Genomic DNA, 14,478 nt, shown 5'->3' on the forward strand with positions numbered 1-14,478 from the left:
GGATTTCGCCCCGGCCCCCTTTTCGGGGGAACCCGGGGCGAAATCCTGCGTGCGTGCGGCCGGCGTGCGTGCGTCCAGTGCGTGCGTCCGGTGGGCGCGGGGCCGGCGTCAGGCGCCGTCCCCCTCCTCGCCGCGGCGGCGCCGGGAGAGATGGTGCGCCGTCGCGAGCGTGGCCGCGATCAGCGCGCCGCCCAGGCCGATCTGCTTCAGGTTCAGGTCGGCGAACGTGCCGCCCTCACCGGCCTGCACGCCCTTCTCCCAGTGCGGGGGCGCGCCGTCCCGGCCGCCGGCGATGGTGAGGTCGACGTCCTGCCAGAAGGTGCCGCAGCGGAACGACACCTCGTACACGGCACCCGGCTTGGCCTCCCAGTCGACCACGGCACGGCCGGATGTGTACCCCCGGGGAATGATGATCGTGTCGAAGACCCCCGACGACACACTGACGCTCTGCTCGCAGCCGGTCGCGTGCAGCCTGACCCGTCCACCGGGGGCGACGGTGGAGGGCAGCACACCGACCCGGAAACCCTCCTCGCCGTCCCCGCGGGCCTGGGCGGTGGGTGCGGTCAGGGCGAGGGCGCTGACGCCCAGCAGTGCGGCCGAAGCGACACGTATCGCGCGCATGGTGTTCCCTCCGGGTCCCCGAGGAGCAGCCGCGGGCCTTTGCCCGCTCGTGCCGAAATGCACCTCGATGCTGGGAACGCTAGAAAGGCGCGCACACCTGCGCGATCGCTGTCGTACGAATGGGGCAACCGTGTGGGCCGCTCAGGGGAACGCGTTGGCGCGACCGGGGGACGGGAGCGGCGTGGCGTCCTCGTGCGGAGTGCCGACGCCGACTCGTGCGGCGTCCCGCGGCGTCCCCCGGCGGCCGGTCGGGCGAGGGCCTGTCAGCCCTCGATGTGCGGGAAGAGTTCCAGGAAGGGCTCCGCCGACGCCGTCACGCCACGGCTGTACGGCGCGTCGAAGTCCCAGATGAGGAAGAGCAGGAAGGCGATCAGCGCGGAGAACAGCCCGGCGAGGATCAGCTCCCGGGGAGTGCGCCGGATCTGCAGGGCGAAGATCATCCCGATGGTGACGATGCCGCCGGCGATCAGCCCGAACCACACCACGCCCGGCATGGTCTCCCCGGTCGAGTTCGCGCGGGCGTTGCGCGCCTGGTCGGCCGCCGTCACCTGGTCCACGAGCGGCTGGTAGGCCTGCGCCTCGAAGTCCGTCCTCGGCTCGTAGTCGGTGACGTCCTCGCGGACGCGCTGAAGGAGCTCGGTGCCCCGCTCGGTGACCCGGCCGTCGTCGGACATCGTCTTCCACTCGGTGGTGACGACGTGTCCGACATAGGCGTTGACATCGTCCCGAATACGGTCACGGATGTCGGCCGGATACACGCGGACGCGTTCCGAGACCTCGTGCAGCGCCACGGCCTCCGCCTGGACGTGGTCCTCGGCGGCGCTGCGGCCCTCCCACACACCGGCGATGGCCAGGCCCAGGACGATGGCGTACACCACACCGATCCACATCGTCATGTACTCGATGACGTCCGGCGTCTCGGAGGGATCCTCGTCCTGGGGGGCCGTGCGGTGCCGGACGAGGGTGACGATGACCACCACGGAGCAGGCGGCCAGCATCGCGAGGGTGAGAACAAGCCATTCCGGCAAGAGAAGCCTCCAAGGGTCAGCGTGGACGCAGAGCGGCGACGGCGGCGATCGCGGGCGCCGCGATGAGCAGGACGAAGGTGAGGGGCGACGGCGCGTCATGGACCGCCCGTCGGTGCGGGGTGGCGCGGTAGGCCGGGTAGTGCACCGGGGCCGGCCGGCTCGGGGTGAGCTTGACCGACGGCTTCGGTGCGGGGGCCGGTGCGGGTGCGGGGATCGGCCGCGGGCGAGGCGGCGCGGGCCGGGGAGCCGGCGGTGCCGGGGGCGGCGGTGGCGGAGGCGGCGGGGGTTCGGGTTCCGGGGTGGGCGTGGGTTTCGTCGGTGGGGTGGGAGTGGGGTCGGGTGTGGGCTTCGGCTTCGGTGACGGCGAGGGTGAGGGTGTCGGGGTGGGGGTCGGCGTCGGCGTCGGTACGGGGCACTGTGTGGGCGTCGGCCAGGTGAGGTCCCCGACGACCGCCACCGCCGTTGCGCCGTCCGGCCCTGTGCCGGCGTACGCGCAGACGGTGGCCGAGGCCCCGCCGGCCGGTGCCGCGACCAGGAGCCAGGTCAGCGTGACCAGCGTCAACACCCTTGTCGTCAGGGTGGATTGGGTCGGTTCGAGTCCATACACGACGAAGATCTTCAGCCCCGTGCACGCTCCCATGCGCCGTAGCGCGGGCTGATTGCCTCGAAAGGGCGACGTATGGCCCTCGAAAGGTTTGCCGGGCGGGCGCGGACGTGACGGCCCGGAGGTACGCATGTGCGAACGGGCTCACAGCTCCGATGCGGGCGTTGTCACAGCTTTCGGAAAGAAATTTGTGCGCCGGTTGAACACGAGAGTGGCTTTCGTGCGTACCTCTTGTCGTGCGGCGGCGCAGCAGGGCGCTGCAACACCCTTGTGATTATGGGGAGTTGACGATGAAGACCTCGTGGCGGAGCGCCTCGCTCGTGGTGAGCGCCGTGGCAGTGGCGGCGCTGACGACGGCATGCGGCTCGGAAACCGCGCCGCCGGCGAGCCAGAACGTGGGTGCCACGGCAGCGGCCGGTGACTACGGCAGCGCGGGCACCGGCCTTGGCAACGGATCCGGTTACGACGCCGGCGCGGCCGGTCAGGAGAGCGCCGCCACGGGGGCCTCCTCCGCCGGTGAGCTGTCCGTTTCCACCAACGAAGAACTCGGCAAGGTGCTGACCGACAGCGCCGGTCTGACGCTCTACCGCTTCGACAAGGACGTCGCGGAGCCGCCCAAGTCGAACTGTGACGGCGACTGCGAGAAGAAGTGGCCGCCGGTCCCCGCGGACGACGCCACGGCCGGCGCCGGTATCGACAAGTCGCTGCTCGGCTCGGTGACCCGCACCGACGGCACCAAGCAGCTGACCGTCGGCGGCTGGCCGGCGTACCGCTTCGCCAAGGACGCCAACGCCGGTGACGTCAACGGCCAGGGAGTGGGCGGCACTTGGTACGCGCTCGCCCCCGACGGCAAGAAGGCGCAGGGCGGCGCCGGTGCCGAGGCGGGCGACCTGCCCGGGCTGTCCACCCGCAAGGATCCCAAGCTCGGCGAGATCGTCATCGACAAGAACGGCCACACGGTCTACCGCTTCATGAAGGACTCGCCCTGGCCGATGAAGACGGCCTGCACCGGCGAGTGCCTGGAGAAGTGGCCGGTCATCGATCCGGTCGACGCCGCGGACACCAAGGGCATCGATCTGAAGGGGTCCGGGCCCCGGGGCCAGGGCTATGTCGTCTTCGACCGGCCCGACGGCATCAAGCAGCAGACCATCGACTGTGTACCGATCTACACCTTCGCCGGTGACAAGAAGCCCGGCGACACCAACGGTCAGGGCGTCGGCGGCACCTGGTTCGCCATCCGCCCCGACGGCAAGCCGGTCGGCGCGTCGGAGAAGTAGAGATCACACCTCCCCAGGGTTGATCGCCTCACCCAGCCGAGTACGCACCACGGAAGGGAGGGACGAGAACAGCGAGAGTGCCGGACGAACGGACGGCGCGCCCGACCCACCGGTCCGCCCCCTGAGCTCCACGCGCAGGGGGCGGACCGGTTTGCCGTCATTCACCGGTATTCTTCCCCCCTTTCACCATGGTTCGGAACTCTGGGGAAAGGTTCGGAAGCTTCGGATGCTTTTCACAGCGGATGCACGGGGCATCAATTGGGCACGTGCCGCTGGCAGTGACCGGGAACGGATGGTCAATTTCCGTTTCCGCTCGCTCCTTTGGCGGGCGATCAGTAGCCTCTGCTCGAACACCGGATCGCCTAAGCCTTGGAGAGATAGATGGAGCGTCCCGCCTGGGCCCCACGGGGCATCGACATCTCGGTGCCCAGTGTCTCGCGGATCTACGACTACTACCTGGGCGGTTCGCACAACTTCGAGGTCGACCGGGAAGCGGCCCGCAAGGCCATGGAGTTCATGCCGGGACTCCCCAAGATCATGCAGGCCAACCGGGCGTTCATGCGCCGCGCCGTGCGCTTCGCGGCCGACGAGGGCATCACCCAGTTCCTGGACATCGGCTCCGGCATCCCGACCTTCGGCAACGTCCACGAGGTGGCCCGGGCGGCCACCGCGGACGCACGCGTGGTGTACGTCGACCACGACCCGGTCGCCGTCGCGCACAGCCAGGCCGTCCTGGAGGGCACCGACGGCGTGGACATCGTCGCCGCGGATCTGCGCAAGCCGAAGGAGATCCTGGCCAGTTCCGAGGTCGAGCGCCTCATCGACCTGAACCGGCCAGTGGCGCTGCTTCTCGTTGCCATACTGCACTTCGTGGAGGACGAGGACGAACCCTACGAGGCGGTCGCCCAGCTGCGCGACGCGCTCGCGCCCGGCAGCATGCTGGTGCTCACCCATGCCTCGTACGAGGGAATCCCGCTGCCCGAGGAGCGGGCCAAGGGCACGGTCGACGTTTACAAGGACATTCGCAACCCGCTGATCATGCGCTCGCGCGAGGCGATCGCGCGGTTCTTCGAGGGGTACGACATGGTGGAACCCGGACTGGTGCCGATGCCGCGCTGGCGGCCGGACACCGCACCGGAGGACGAGGATCCGTATGCCTTCTCCGGTTTCGCCGGCGTGGGGCGTACGGCGTGAGCGCGGGGCCGGACGGGCCGGAGGACAGACTGCGCCGGTTCGCGACGATCTGGAGCCGGGCGGTCTTCCCGGTGACCTCGACGTCGTCGACCCGGCCAGAGTTCGAGGTGCAACTGCTGCCGCTCGCCCGGCGGTTGAGTGAGGCGCTCAGGGCCAGGACCTTCGACGCGAACCAGGGCAAGGCGGTCGGCGCCGCGCTCGTCGCCGCGCACTGCACCGACCCGGAGGCGCTGAGCCGCTCGCTGGACTGCGTGGACGCCTACCTGGTGCTCTACTGCGGCGACGGCGGAGACCCGGAGGACCTGCGGGCCCGCTCCTCGCGGCTGCAGCACGCCATGGCCGCCGGGTTCGCCCAGGCGCTGCGCGAGCGGACGCTGGCCGAGCAGGAGGCGATCTCCGCGGCCGCCCTCAAGGCGCAGGGCGTCGTGGCACAGGCCCTGCACGCGACCGAGGCCCGCTTCCGCGCGGTCTTCGAGGGCGCGGCCATAGGAATCGGCATCGCCGACCTGTCGGGCAACGTCCTCCAGGTCAACGGCGCGCTGCTGCGCATGTTCGGCGTCTCCGAGCAGACCATGCACGGCCGCAACGTCATGGAGTGGACCCACCCCGAGGACGCCCCGCAGACCTGGAAGCTCTACGACGAACTCGTCCGCGGCGACCGCGAGCACTACCACCTGGAGAAGGCGTTCTACCGGCCTGACGGAACGGTCCTGTGGACCAACCTCACGGTCTCCCTGCTGCGCGACGCCGACGGCGAACCGCAGTACCAGCTGGCCCTGATGGAGGACACCACCGAGCGGCGCCTGCTCAATCTGCGGCTGCGCTACGAGGCCACGCACGACGCCCTCACGGGGCTGCCCAACCGCACGTTCTTCTTCGAACGCCTGGAGAAGGCACTGGGTGCCGGAGAAGGTCAGCGGTTCGGACTGTGCTACCTCGACCTGGACGGCTTCAAGACCGTCAACGACAGCCTCGGCCACGCGGCCGGCGACCGGCTGCTCGTCGAGGTCGCCGACCGGCTGCAGTCCTGTGCCACCGCGCCCGGCGAGATGGTCGCGCGGCTCGGCGGCGACGAGTTCGTGGCACTGACCACCGGCCCCGACACCGAGCGCGAGGTCGACGAACTCGCCGCTCGCATCATGAACGTGCTGATCGCCCCCATCAGCATCGACGGCCGGGAGCTGACCGTGCGCGGCAGCATCGGCATCGTCGAGGGCCCGGCGGGGGAGCGCAGCCCGGCTGAAGTACTCCGCAGCGCCGACATCACCATGTACCGGGCCAAGTCGGCGGGCGGCAACCGCTTCGAGCTGGCCGACGAGGAGGCCGACGCCCGCGCCATCACCCGGCACGGGCTGACCACGGCGCTGCCGGCGGCCCTGGAGCGGGGCGAGTTCTTCATCGAGTACCAGCCGCTGGTCCACCTCGGCGACGGCAGCGTGCGCGGCGCGGAGGCGCTGGTGCGCTGGCTGCACCCGCAGCACGGCGTCCTCGGCCCGGACCGGTTCATCCCGCTCGCCGAGCACACCGGGCTCATCGTGCCGCTCGGCCGCTGGGTGCTGGAGCAGTCGGTGCGGCAGGCGCGCGAGTGGCGAGAACGGCACGACGACGCGGGTCCGCTCCGTATCAACGTCAATCTCTCGCCCTGCCAGCTCACCCATCCCGGGCTGGTCCAGGACACGGTCGACATCCTGGAGCGGGCGGGCGTGCAACCGGACTCCCTGTGCCTGGAGGTCACCGAGTCGGCCCTCATCGGCGCCGACGACGACCTGCTGAAACCGCTGCGCCGACTGGCCGAGATGGGCGTCGACATCGCCTTGGACGACTTCGGCACCGGCTACTCCAACCTGGCCAACCTGCGCCGCCTGCCGGTGAGCATCCTCAAGCTGGACCGCTCCTTCACCCAGAGCATGCAGCAGTTCCCGGCCGACCCCGTCGATCTCAAGATCGTCGAGGGCATCGTCTCCCTGGCCCACAGCCTGAGCCTCGCCGTGACGGTGGAGGGCGTGGAAACCGGCGCCCAGGCCGAGCAACTGCGGATCCTGGGCTGCGACACGGCCCAGGGCTGGTACTACGCCCGCCCGGGCCCACCGGACCGCCTGCACGAACTGGCGCTGGTGGACGCGGCGGGCTGAACGGCGGGGGTGCACGGCGTCCGTACGGTCGTACGGCGTGGTCGTATAGCGTGAAGTCATGCCCGACCGGCCGATCGATCTGGATCTGCGCAAGCTGCGCTACTTCGTGGCCGTGGCCGAGCGCAGGCACTTCGGGCAGGCGGCCCTCGCCCTGCACGTCACGCAGCCGGCGTTGTCCCGGCAGGTGCGGCAGTTGGAGCACGAGCTGCGGGTGGAGCTGTTCACCCGCAGCACGCGCGAGGTCGCGCTCACCCCGGCCGGCGAACAGTTCCTGCGCGACGCCAAGGCGCTGCTCGCCGCCGCCGAGGCCGCCCAGGAGCGGGCCCGCCGGATCAGCGCCGGGGACGACGCGCTGGTCGTGGGCTTCATGCTCGGCACGGACGTCAGCCTCGCGCTGAACGCCTTCTCCGGTCAGCACCCCCACGTGTCCATCGAGCTGGTCCGGCTGCGCTGGTGGAGTCAGGCGCGGGTCCTGCTGGAGGGCAGCGTCGACGTCGGGTTCGTACGGCCGCCCGTCGAGGCCGACGGGGTGGATCTGCTGCCGCTGTACCCCGAGCACCTCACCGCCGTACTGCCCGTCGGTCACGCCCGGGCGGGCGACGCCAAGGTCGCCCTCACCGCCCTGGCCGACGACCCCGTCCTGGAGTACGCCGAGGCGACCGAGGCCTGGTCGGCCGTATGGAACGCCGATCCGCGCCCCGACGGCAGCCGCCCCGGCCACGGCCCCGCCTTCCACGACATGGAGGAACTGCTGGGCTACGTCAGGGGCGGGCGCGGCATCGCCTTCGTGCCGAACTCCGTCGCGGCCGCGTTCCCCCGGTCCGACATCGCCTACGTCCCGGTCGCGGACGCACCGCCCGGGCAGGTGGCCCTGGCCTGGAACCGCGCGCGCCCCTCACCGCTCGTCGCGAGCTTCGTCGAGGCGGTCCGTGCGGCCGTGCGGGTGACAGGGACGGCGTAGACCTGCGCTGATGCCGACCCGGCATCAATCGCGGGGGAAGAGGCATTGGACGGGACCGCACAGGCCCCCCAAGACTCGGAAGCACGGAAGTACCAGAACAGAACTTCCCCTTCCCGGCGTACCCCCTAGCCCCTGGAGCCCGCGATGCGTGCTGCCGTCGCCACCGGCGCGAACCTGCCCCTCACCCTCGACACCCTCGACGTCCCCCAGCCGGCCGCCGGTGAGGTCCTGGTCAAGGTCACCGCCTGCGGTGTCTGCTTCTCCGACCTGAACCTGCTGCGCGGCCACTACCCGTTCGCCCGGTACCCCGTCGTCCCCGGCCACGAGATCACCGGAGTCGTGACCGCCGTCGGCGAGGGCGTCACCTTCCCCGAGGTCGGCACGGCGGTCGGCGCCCAGTTCCTGTACGACTCCTGCGGCCACTGCGACTACTGCGTGCGCGGCGACCAGATCCTGTGCCCCCGCAAGCGCGTCACCGGCATCGTGGCCGACGGCGGCTACGCCGAGTACGCCCTGCTCAAGGCCGACTTCGTCACTCCGTTGCCGGACGGCCTGGACCCCGTCGCCGCGGCGCCGCTGATGTGCGCGGGCCTCACCGCCTTCAACGGCCTGCGGCAGGGCGGCGCGCAGGCCGGTTCCCGGGTCGCCGTCGTCGGCCTGGGCGGCGTGGGCGCGCTGGCCGTGCGCTACGCCGTCGCCATGGGTGCCCGCGTCGCCGTGGTGGGCCGCTCCCGGCGTGGCGAGGACCAGGCCAAGACCCTGGGCGCCGAACTGTTCGTCGCCACCGACGAGTCCGACCCGGCCGAGGCCCTCAAGGCCTGGGACGGCGGCGCCGACCTGGTCCTCAACGCCGCCCCCTCCACCGCCGCGGCCACCGCCACCCTGGGCGGCATCGCCCCCGACGGCACCCTCCTGCTGCTCGGCTACGGCTCCGAGCCGCTCACGCTGCCCACCCAGCCCATGATCCTCAACCGTCTGCACGTGGCCGCGTCCCCCTCCGGCTCGCCCCACGACCTGCGCGACACTCTCGCCTTCTCGGCGGCCCACGGCATCCTCCCCGAGGTCACCCCGATCCCCCTGGACCAGGCACCGGCCGTCCTCGACGCGATGGCCGACGGCACCGCCCACGGCCGCAGCGTGATCACGTTCGCCTGACCTGTGTCCGCCCACTCGTAAGGAACTCCCCATGCCCCACGTCGCCCTCGTCACGGGTGCCTCCAGCGGGTTCGGCGCCCTGACCGCCCGCGCCCTCGCCGACGCCGGACACACCGTCTACGCCGGCATACGGCAGACCACCGGCCGCAACGCCCCGGCCGTCGCCGACGCCCTGTCCTACGCCGACCGGCACGGCGTCGCGCTGCGCACCGTCGAACTCGACGTCTCCAGCCAGGAGTCCGTGGACGCCGGGGTCGCCCAGGCCGTTGCCGAGGCGGGCCGGATCGATGTCGTCGTGCACAACGCCGGGCACATGGTGCTCGGCCCGACGGAGTCGTTCACCCCCGAGCAGATCGCCGAGATCTATGACACCAACGTGCTGTCCACCCAGCGCGTCAACCGGGCCGTCCTACCGCAGATGCGGGCCCGCCGCGACGGCCTGCTGCTGTGGGTGGGCTCCTCCAGCACCTACGGCGGCACCCCGCCCTACCTCGGCCCGTACTTCGGCGCCAAGGCCGCCATGGACCACCTCGCCAAGAGCTACGCGGCCGAGCTGAGCCGTTTCGGCATCGACACGGCCATCGTCGTCCCCGGCTCCTTCACCTCGGGCACCAACCACTTCGCCCACGCCATGCACCCTGCCGACACGGCCACGGCAGCGGCGTACGACGCCTGCTACGCCGGGCTGATGGACGACGTCGGCAAGGCGCTGGCCGCCCTGTCACCGGCCGACGCCGATGTCAGGGAGGTCGCCGACGTCATCGTCCGTATCGTCGGCACCCCGAAGGGCGAGCGCCCCTTCCGCACCACCATCGACCCGGCGAACGACGGCTCGGAGCGGGTCAGCGACCTCGCCGACGCCGTCCGCGCCGACTTCTACGAGCGCATCGGCATGCCGGATCTCCTGACACCCCGCGAGACGCCCCGCACCTGACGCTCACCGCTCCAGCAGCATCCGCTGCAACTCCCGCGCCGCCCGGGGCGGAGCCACGTCGCTGCGGTGGGCCAGCGCGATCGTCCGGTGCAGTCCGGGCCGGGCCAGCGGAGTCACCCGCAGTCCCCGGCCCGACCGCGCCGCCACCATGCGCGGTACGACGGCCATGCCCAGCCCGGCCCGTACGAACCCCAGCACCGCGTCCATCTCCCCGCCCTCGACCGCGAAGTCCGGCTCGAAGCCCTCGGCGCGGCATGCGGCCACGGTCAGTTCCCGCAGGTCATAGCCGTGCCGGAACATCACCAGACGTTCGCCCTCCAGATCGGCGATGCGCACGGTGCGCCGGCCGCCGCCGGGGCGGGGAGCCTCGGGGGAGGAGACGACCACCAGGTCCTCACGGAGCAGCTCCACCGTGGTCAGCGCCGGGGACGGGGTCGGCAGGGGCAGCACGACCAGGGCCAGATCGAGGGCGCCGCGCGCCAGCTCGCGCACCAGGTCGTGCGAGCCGCCCTCCTCGATGAGCAGCTGGATGCCGGGATAGCGGTCGTGGAAGGCGCGCAGCACGTCCGGGAGCAGGCCTGTGCACAGGCTCGGCGTCGCGCCGAGGCGGACCCGGCCCCGGCGCAGCTGCACCAGTTCCTGCACCTCGTGCCGTGCCGTGTCCGTGTCGGCCAGGATGCGCCGGGCCAGTGGCAGCAGGGCCTCCCCGGCGTCCGTCAGCGTGATGTTGCCGCGGGCCCGCAGGAACAGGTCCGCGCCCAACTCCCGCTCCAGCGACTTGATCTGCTGCGACAGCGAGGGCTGCGCGACATGCACCAGGTCGGCGGCCCGGGTGAAGTGCCGGGTCTCGGCGACCGCCACGAAGTACTGGAGCTGCTGGAACTGCATCCAGCCATCATAGGCGTAGGCTATCGGAACGAGCCGGACCATGTCTTGGACCGATGGGGCCGTTCGGCCCTAGCGTCCTGGTCATGGCTCTGGCAACGCGGACGGACCGACGGCCGTCCATGGCACGCACCGTGTGGGACTCCACCGTCGGCAAGAAGACCGTGATGGCGGTCAGCGGGCTGATCATGCTGGCGTACCTGGTCGTCCACATGATCGGCAACCTGAAGATCTTCTTCGGGGCGGGCGAGTTCAACCACTACGCGCACTGGCTGCGCACCGTCGGCGAGCCGTTCATGCACTACGAGTGGACGCTCTGGCTCGTCCGGATCGTGCTGGTCGGCGCCGTCGTCGCGCACGCCACCTCGGCGTACCAGCTCAGCCGCCGCGACATCCGGGCCCGCCCCAGCAAGTACGTGCACAAGAAGCCGCGGGCCAGCTATGCCACGCGCACCATGCGCTGGGGCGGCATCATCCTCGGCCTGTTCATCGTCTGGCACATCCTCGACCTGACGACCGGCACCGTGCACTCCGGCGGCTTCCAGGAGGGCCACCCGTACCAGAACGTCGTGGACACCTTCTCCACCTGGTACGGCAACGTCGTCTACATCGTCGCGATGCTCGCCCTCGGCCTGCACATCCGGCACGGCTTCTGGAGCGCCGCCCAGACCCTCGGCGCCGGCAGCCGCACCCGCGACCGCGCCCTGAAGACCGTCGCCAACGTCCTAGCGCTGCTGCTCACGGCCGGGTTCGTCGCCGTACCCGTGGGCGTCATGACCGGAGTGGTGAGCTGACCATGAACGCGTACACCGACTACTCGACCGGCGAACCCGTCGTCGACGGCAAAGCCCCTTCAGGACCCGTCAACGAGCGCTGGGACAAACGCCGCTTCGAGGCCAAACTCGTCAACCCCGCCAACCGGCGCAAACACACGGTGATCGTGGTCGGCACGGGCCTGGCCGGCGGCTCCGCCGGAGCCACGCTCGCCGAACAGGGCTACCACGTCGTCCAGTTCTGCTACCAGGACTCCCCGCGCCGCGCCCACTCCATCGCCGCGCAGGGCGGCATCAACGCGGCGAAGAACTACCGCAACGACGGGGACTCGGTCCATCGGCTGTTCTACGACACCGTCAAGGGCGGTGACTTCCGGGCACGGGAGTCGAATGTGCACCGGCTCGCGCAGATCTCCGTGGAGATCATCGACCAGTGCGTGGCCCAGGGCGTGCCGTTCGCCCGCGAGTACGGCGGGCTGCTCGACACCCGGTCCTTCGGCGGCGTCCAGGTGTCGCGGACGTTCTACGCCCGTGGCCAGACGGGCCAGCAGCTGCTGCTCGGCGCCTACCAGGCCCTCAGCCGGCAGATCGCCGCGGGGAATGTCGAGATGCACCCCCGCACCGAGATGCTCGACCTGATCGTCATCGACGGGAAGGCGCGCGGCATCGTGGCGCGCGATCTCATCACCGGCCGCATCGACACGTACTTCGCGGACGCGGTCGTACTGGCGAGTGGCGGCTACGGCAATGTCTTCTACCTGTCGACCAACGCCATGAACTCCAACGCCACCGCGATCTGGCGGGCCCACCGGCGCGGCGCCTACTTCGCCAACCCCTGCTTCACGCAGATCCATCCGACGTGCATCCCGCGCACCGGCGACCACCAGTCCAAGCTGACGCTGATGAGCGAGTCGCTGCGCAACGACGGCCGGATCTGGGTGCCGAAGGCCAAGGGCGACGACCGTCCCGCGCACCAGATTCCCGAGGACGAGCGCGACTACTACCTGGAGCGCATCTACCCGTCCTTCGGCAACCTGGTGCCCCGCGACATCGCCTCCCGCGCCGCGAAGAACGTCTGCGACGAGGGCAGGGGAGTGGGGCCGGGCGGGCAGGGCGTGTACCTGGACTTCGCGGACGCCATCGAGCGGATGGGCCGGGGGGCCGTCGAGGCCAAGTACGGCAACCTCTTCGACATGTACCAGCGGATCACCGACGAGGATCCGTACGAGGTGCCGATGCGGATCTACCCGGCCGTGCACTACACGATGGGCGGGCTGTGGGTCGACTACGACCTCCAGACCACCGTCCCCGGGCTGTTCGCCATCGGCGAGGCCAACTTCTCCGACCACGGCGCGAACCGGCTGGGTGCGTCGGCCCTGATGCAGGGCCTGGCCGACGGCTACTTCGTCCTCCCCGCCACCATCAACGACTACCTCGCCCGCAATCCGCACCACGAGCAGGTCACCGACGACCACCCGGTCGTCCAGGAGGTGCTGGCCGAGACCCAGGACCGGCTCAACCTGATGCTGGCTGTGGACGGCGACCGTACGCCGGACTCCTTCCACCGTGAACTCGGCGAGCTGATGTGGGAGTTCTGCGGGATGGCCCGCACGGACACCGGGCTGCGCAAGGCGCTGGAGCGCATTCCGCAGATCCGTGAGGAGTTCTGGCGCCGCATCAAGGTTCCGGGCACCGGCGAGGAGTTCAACCAGTCGCTGGAGAAGGCCAATCGCATCGTCGACTACCTGGAGCTCGCCGAGCTCATGTGCCTCGACGCGCTGCACCGCGGTGAGTCCTGCGGCGGTCACTTCCGCGAGGAGTCGCAGACGCCGGACGGCGAGGCGGCCCGCAAGGACGACGCGTTCAGCTACGCGGCGGCCTGGGAGTTCACCGACACCGGCGCCGCTCCCGTCCTGCACAAGGAAGACCTGGTCTTCGAGTACGTCCACCCCACCCAGCGGAGCTACGCATGAAGCTCACCCTGCGCGTCTGGCGGCAGAAGAACGCCGACACCGACGGCGCGATGTCCACGTACGAGGTGGACGGGATCTCCTCCGACATGTCCTTCCTGGAGATGCTCGACACCCTCAACGAGGAGCTCATCCTCAAGGGCGAGGACCCGGTCGCCTTCGACCACGACTGCCGTGAGGGCATCTGCGGTGCCTGTTCGCTCGTCATCAACGGCGATGCGCACGGGCCCGAGCGGACGACGACCTGCCAGCTGCACATGCGGTCCTTCGAGGACGGCGACACGATCGACATCGAGCCGTGGCGGGCGTCGGCTTTCCCGGTGATCAAGGACCTGGTCGTGGACCGCTCGGCGTTCGACCGGATCATCCAGGCCGGCGGTTACATCACGGCGCCGACGGGCGCGGCTCCCGAGGCACACGCCACGCCCGTGCCGAAGCCGGACGCCGATCTCGCCTTCGAGCACGCCGAGTGCATCGGGTGCGGGGCGTGTGTCGCGGCCTGTCCCAACGGCGCGGCGATGCTGTTCACCTCCGCCAAGATCAACCACCTGAACGTGCTGCCGCAGGGGGCGCCCGAGCGGGAGACGCGGGTGCTGGACATGGTGGCGCAGATGGACGACGAGGGCTTCGGCGGGTGCACACTCACCGGGGAATGCGCCACCGCCTGCCCGAAGGGCATCCCGCTGATGTCCATCACCAGCATGAACAAGGAGTGGCTGCGGGCCACGCGGAAGGTGAAGCGGTAGCACAACAGACGTTCGCCGGCAGGTGCGGACGGGCGGGGCCGGGAGGTGCTCCCCGGCCCCGTCTCGCCTTTCCCGGACCGGTCAGGTGAACGGCACCGGACCTTCCGGCTGACCGGACGGGCACCGGAACGTGGACGACCGGTACCGGTGTCCGCCGTTCAACATCCGCACATCCACTCTCCTGGCACCGGTCACGCG

At 70.7% G+C, this 14,478-nt stretch carries 13 protein-coding genes; 9 read left to right on the plus strand and 4 right to left on the minus strand.

Translation table 11 applies throughout. The features are described 5' to 3' along the window. Nucleotides 1-108: 108 nt before the first annotated feature. From ACFWYS_RS44235 to ACFWYS_RS44245, 3 genes are all read right to left on the minus strand, one after another. Nucleotides 109-621 carry a hypothetical protein gene (locus ACFWYS_RS44235; protein WP_384782281.1) on the minus strand — a complete coding sequence of 171 codons (513 nt, stop codon included), beginning with the start codon at nt 619-621 and terminating at the stop codon, nt 109-111. Between the two features lie 263 nt (nt 622-884). Beyond that, on the minus strand, nt 885-1,649 hold the full coding sequence (locus ACFWYS_RS44240) for a hypothetical protein (protein WP_384782283.1): 765 nt from the start codon (nt 1,647-1,649) through the stop codon (nt 885-887). Nucleotides 1,650-1,665: 16 nt separating this feature from the next. After that, nucleotides 1,666-2,289 carry a hypothetical protein gene (locus tag ACFWYS_RS44245; RefSeq protein ID WP_384782285.1) on the minus strand — a complete coding sequence of 208 codons (624 nt, stop codon included), beginning with the start codon at nt 2,287-2,289 and terminating at the stop codon, nt 1,666-1,668. 254 nt (nt 2,290-2,543) lie between these two features. Between ACFWYS_RS44245 and ACFWYS_RS44250 the strand changes: the two genes are divergently transcribed. The 6 genes from ACFWYS_RS44250 to ACFWYS_RS44275 all read left to right on the plus strand — a co-directional run bounded on the left by ACFWYS_RS44250 (nt 2,544) and on the right by ACFWYS_RS44275 (nt 9,906). Next, a complete protein-coding gene (locus ACFWYS_RS44250) occupies nt 2,544-3,530 on the plus strand; it encodes an SCO0930 family lipoprotein (RefSeq protein WP_384782287.1) in 987 nt (328 codons plus the stop codon). Nucleotides 3,531-3,911: 381 nt separating this feature from the next. After that, entirely contained in the window at nt 3,912-4,724 is an 813-nt protein-coding gene (locus tag ACFWYS_RS44255) for an SAM-dependent methyltransferase (protein WP_384782289.1), read from the plus strand. Beyond that, nucleotides 4,721-6,856: a putative bifunctional diguanylate cyclase/phosphodiesterase gene (locus ACFWYS_RS44260; protein ID WP_384782291.1), complete on the plus strand. Its 2,136-nt coding sequence runs from the start codon at nt 4,721-4,723 to the stop codon at nt 6,854-6,856. The genes ACFWYS_RS44255 and ACFWYS_RS44260 overlap by 4 nt, the downstream gene beginning before the upstream one ends. A gap of 58 nt (nt 6,857-6,914) precedes the next feature. Then, the gene (locus ACFWYS_RS44265) at nt 6,915-7,817 is read left to right on the plus strand and encodes a LysR family transcriptional regulator (RefSeq protein WP_384782293.1); all 903 of its coding nucleotides are present in this window, start codon (nt 6,915-6,917) and stop codon (nt 7,815-7,817) included. A 144-nt stretch (nt 7,818-7,961) separates the two neighbouring features. After that, nucleotides 7,962-8,972: an alcohol dehydrogenase catalytic domain-containing protein gene (locus tag ACFWYS_RS44270; protein WP_384782295.1), complete on the plus strand. Its 1,011-nt coding sequence runs from the start codon at nt 7,962-7,964 to the stop codon at nt 8,970-8,972. Nucleotides 8,973-9,003: 31 nt separating this feature from the next. Beyond that, nucleotides 9,004-9,906, plus strand: a complete 903-nt coding sequence (locus ACFWYS_RS44275) for an SDR family oxidoreductase (protein WP_384782297.1) — start codon at nt 9,004-9,006, stop codon at nt 9,904-9,906. 3 nt (nt 9,907-9,909) lie between these two features. On the opposite strand, the gene ACFWYS_RS44280 is transcribed toward ACFWYS_RS44275, so the two are convergent. Further along, nucleotides 9,910-10,794: a LysR family transcriptional regulator gene (locus ACFWYS_RS44280; protein ID WP_384782299.1), complete on the minus strand. Its 885-nt coding sequence runs from the start codon at nt 10,792-10,794 to the stop codon at nt 9,910-9,912. 119 nt (nt 10,795-10,913) lie between these two features. Here ACFWYS_RS44280 and ACFWYS_RS44285 point away from each other — a divergent pair, with 119 nt between their 5' ends. Genes ACFWYS_RS44285 through ACFWYS_RS44295 form a run of 3 tightly spaced genes read left to right on the plus strand, consistent with a single transcriptional unit; the run spans nt 10,914 to nt 14,280 of the window. Beyond that, complete coding sequence (locus tag ACFWYS_RS44285; protein ID WP_384782328.1) at nt 10,914-11,585, plus strand: succinate dehydrogenase; 672 nt, start codon at nt 10,914-10,916, stop codon at nt 11,583-11,585. Nucleotides 11,586-11,587: 2 nt separating this feature from the next. Then, complete coding sequence (locus tag ACFWYS_RS44290; protein WP_384782301.1) at nt 11,588-13,537, plus strand: fumarate reductase/succinate dehydrogenase flavoprotein subunit; 1,950 nt, start codon at nt 11,588-11,590, stop codon at nt 13,535-13,537. Beyond that, nucleotides 13,534-14,280 carry a succinate dehydrogenase/fumarate reductase iron-sulfur subunit gene (locus ACFWYS_RS44295; RefSeq protein WP_384782303.1) on the plus strand — a complete coding sequence of 249 codons (747 nt, stop codon included), beginning with the start codon at nt 13,534-13,536 and terminating at the stop codon, nt 14,278-14,280. The genes ACFWYS_RS44290 and ACFWYS_RS44295 overlap by 4 nt, the downstream gene beginning before the upstream one ends. Nucleotides 14,281-14,478: the final 198 nt, after the last annotated feature.

This window comes from Streptomyces sp. NPDC059010 (genome assembly GCF_042740355.1).
GTDB lineage: Bacteria > Actinomycetota > Actinomycetes > Streptomycetales > Streptomycetaceae > Streptomyces.

Bases quoted from the DNA above. Each gene is read 5' to 3' on its own strand.
- ACFWYS_RS44280 (WP_384782299.1), bottom strand. From the start codon at position 10,794: ATGCAGTTCCAGCAGCTCCAGTACTTCGTGGCGGTCGCCGAGACCCGG.
- ACFWYS_RS44295 (WP_384782303.1), top strand. From the start codon at position 13,534: ATGAAGCTCACCCTGCGCGTCTGGCGGCAGAAGAACGCCGACACCGAC.
- ACFWYS_RS44245 (WP_384782285.1), bottom strand. From the start codon at position 2,289: ATGGGAGCGTGCACGGGGCTGAAGATCTTCGTCGTGTATGGACTCGAA.
- ACFWYS_RS44285 (WP_384782328.1), top strand. From the start codon at position 10,914: ATGGCACGCACCGTGTGGGACTCCACCGTCGGCAAGAAGACCGTGATG.
- ACFWYS_RS44255 (WP_384782289.1), top strand. From the start codon at position 3,912: ATGGAGCGTCCCGCCTGGGCCCCACGGGGCATCGACATCTCGGTGCCC.
- ACFWYS_RS44235 (WP_384782281.1), bottom strand. From the start codon at position 621: ATGCGCGCGATACGTGTCGCTTCGGCCGCACTGCTGGGCGTCAGCGCC.
- ACFWYS_RS44250 (WP_384782287.1), top strand. From the start codon at position 2,544: ATGAAGACCTCGTGGCGGAGCGCCTCGCTCGTGGTGAGCGCCGTGGCA.
- ACFWYS_RS44290 (WP_384782301.1), top strand. From the start codon at position 11,588: ATGAACGCGTACACCGACTACTCGACCGGCGAACCCGTCGTCGACGGC.
- ACFWYS_RS44270 (WP_384782295.1), top strand. From the start codon at position 7,962: ATGCGTGCTGCCGTCGCCACCGGCGCGAACCTGCCCCTCACCCTCGAC.
- ACFWYS_RS44265 (WP_384782293.1), top strand. From the start codon at position 6,915: ATGCCCGACCGGCCGATCGATCTGGATCTGCGCAAGCTGCGCTACTTC.
- ACFWYS_RS44275 (WP_384782297.1), top strand. From the start codon at position 9,004: ATGCCCCACGTCGCCCTCGTCACGGGTGCCTCCAGCGGGTTCGGCGCC.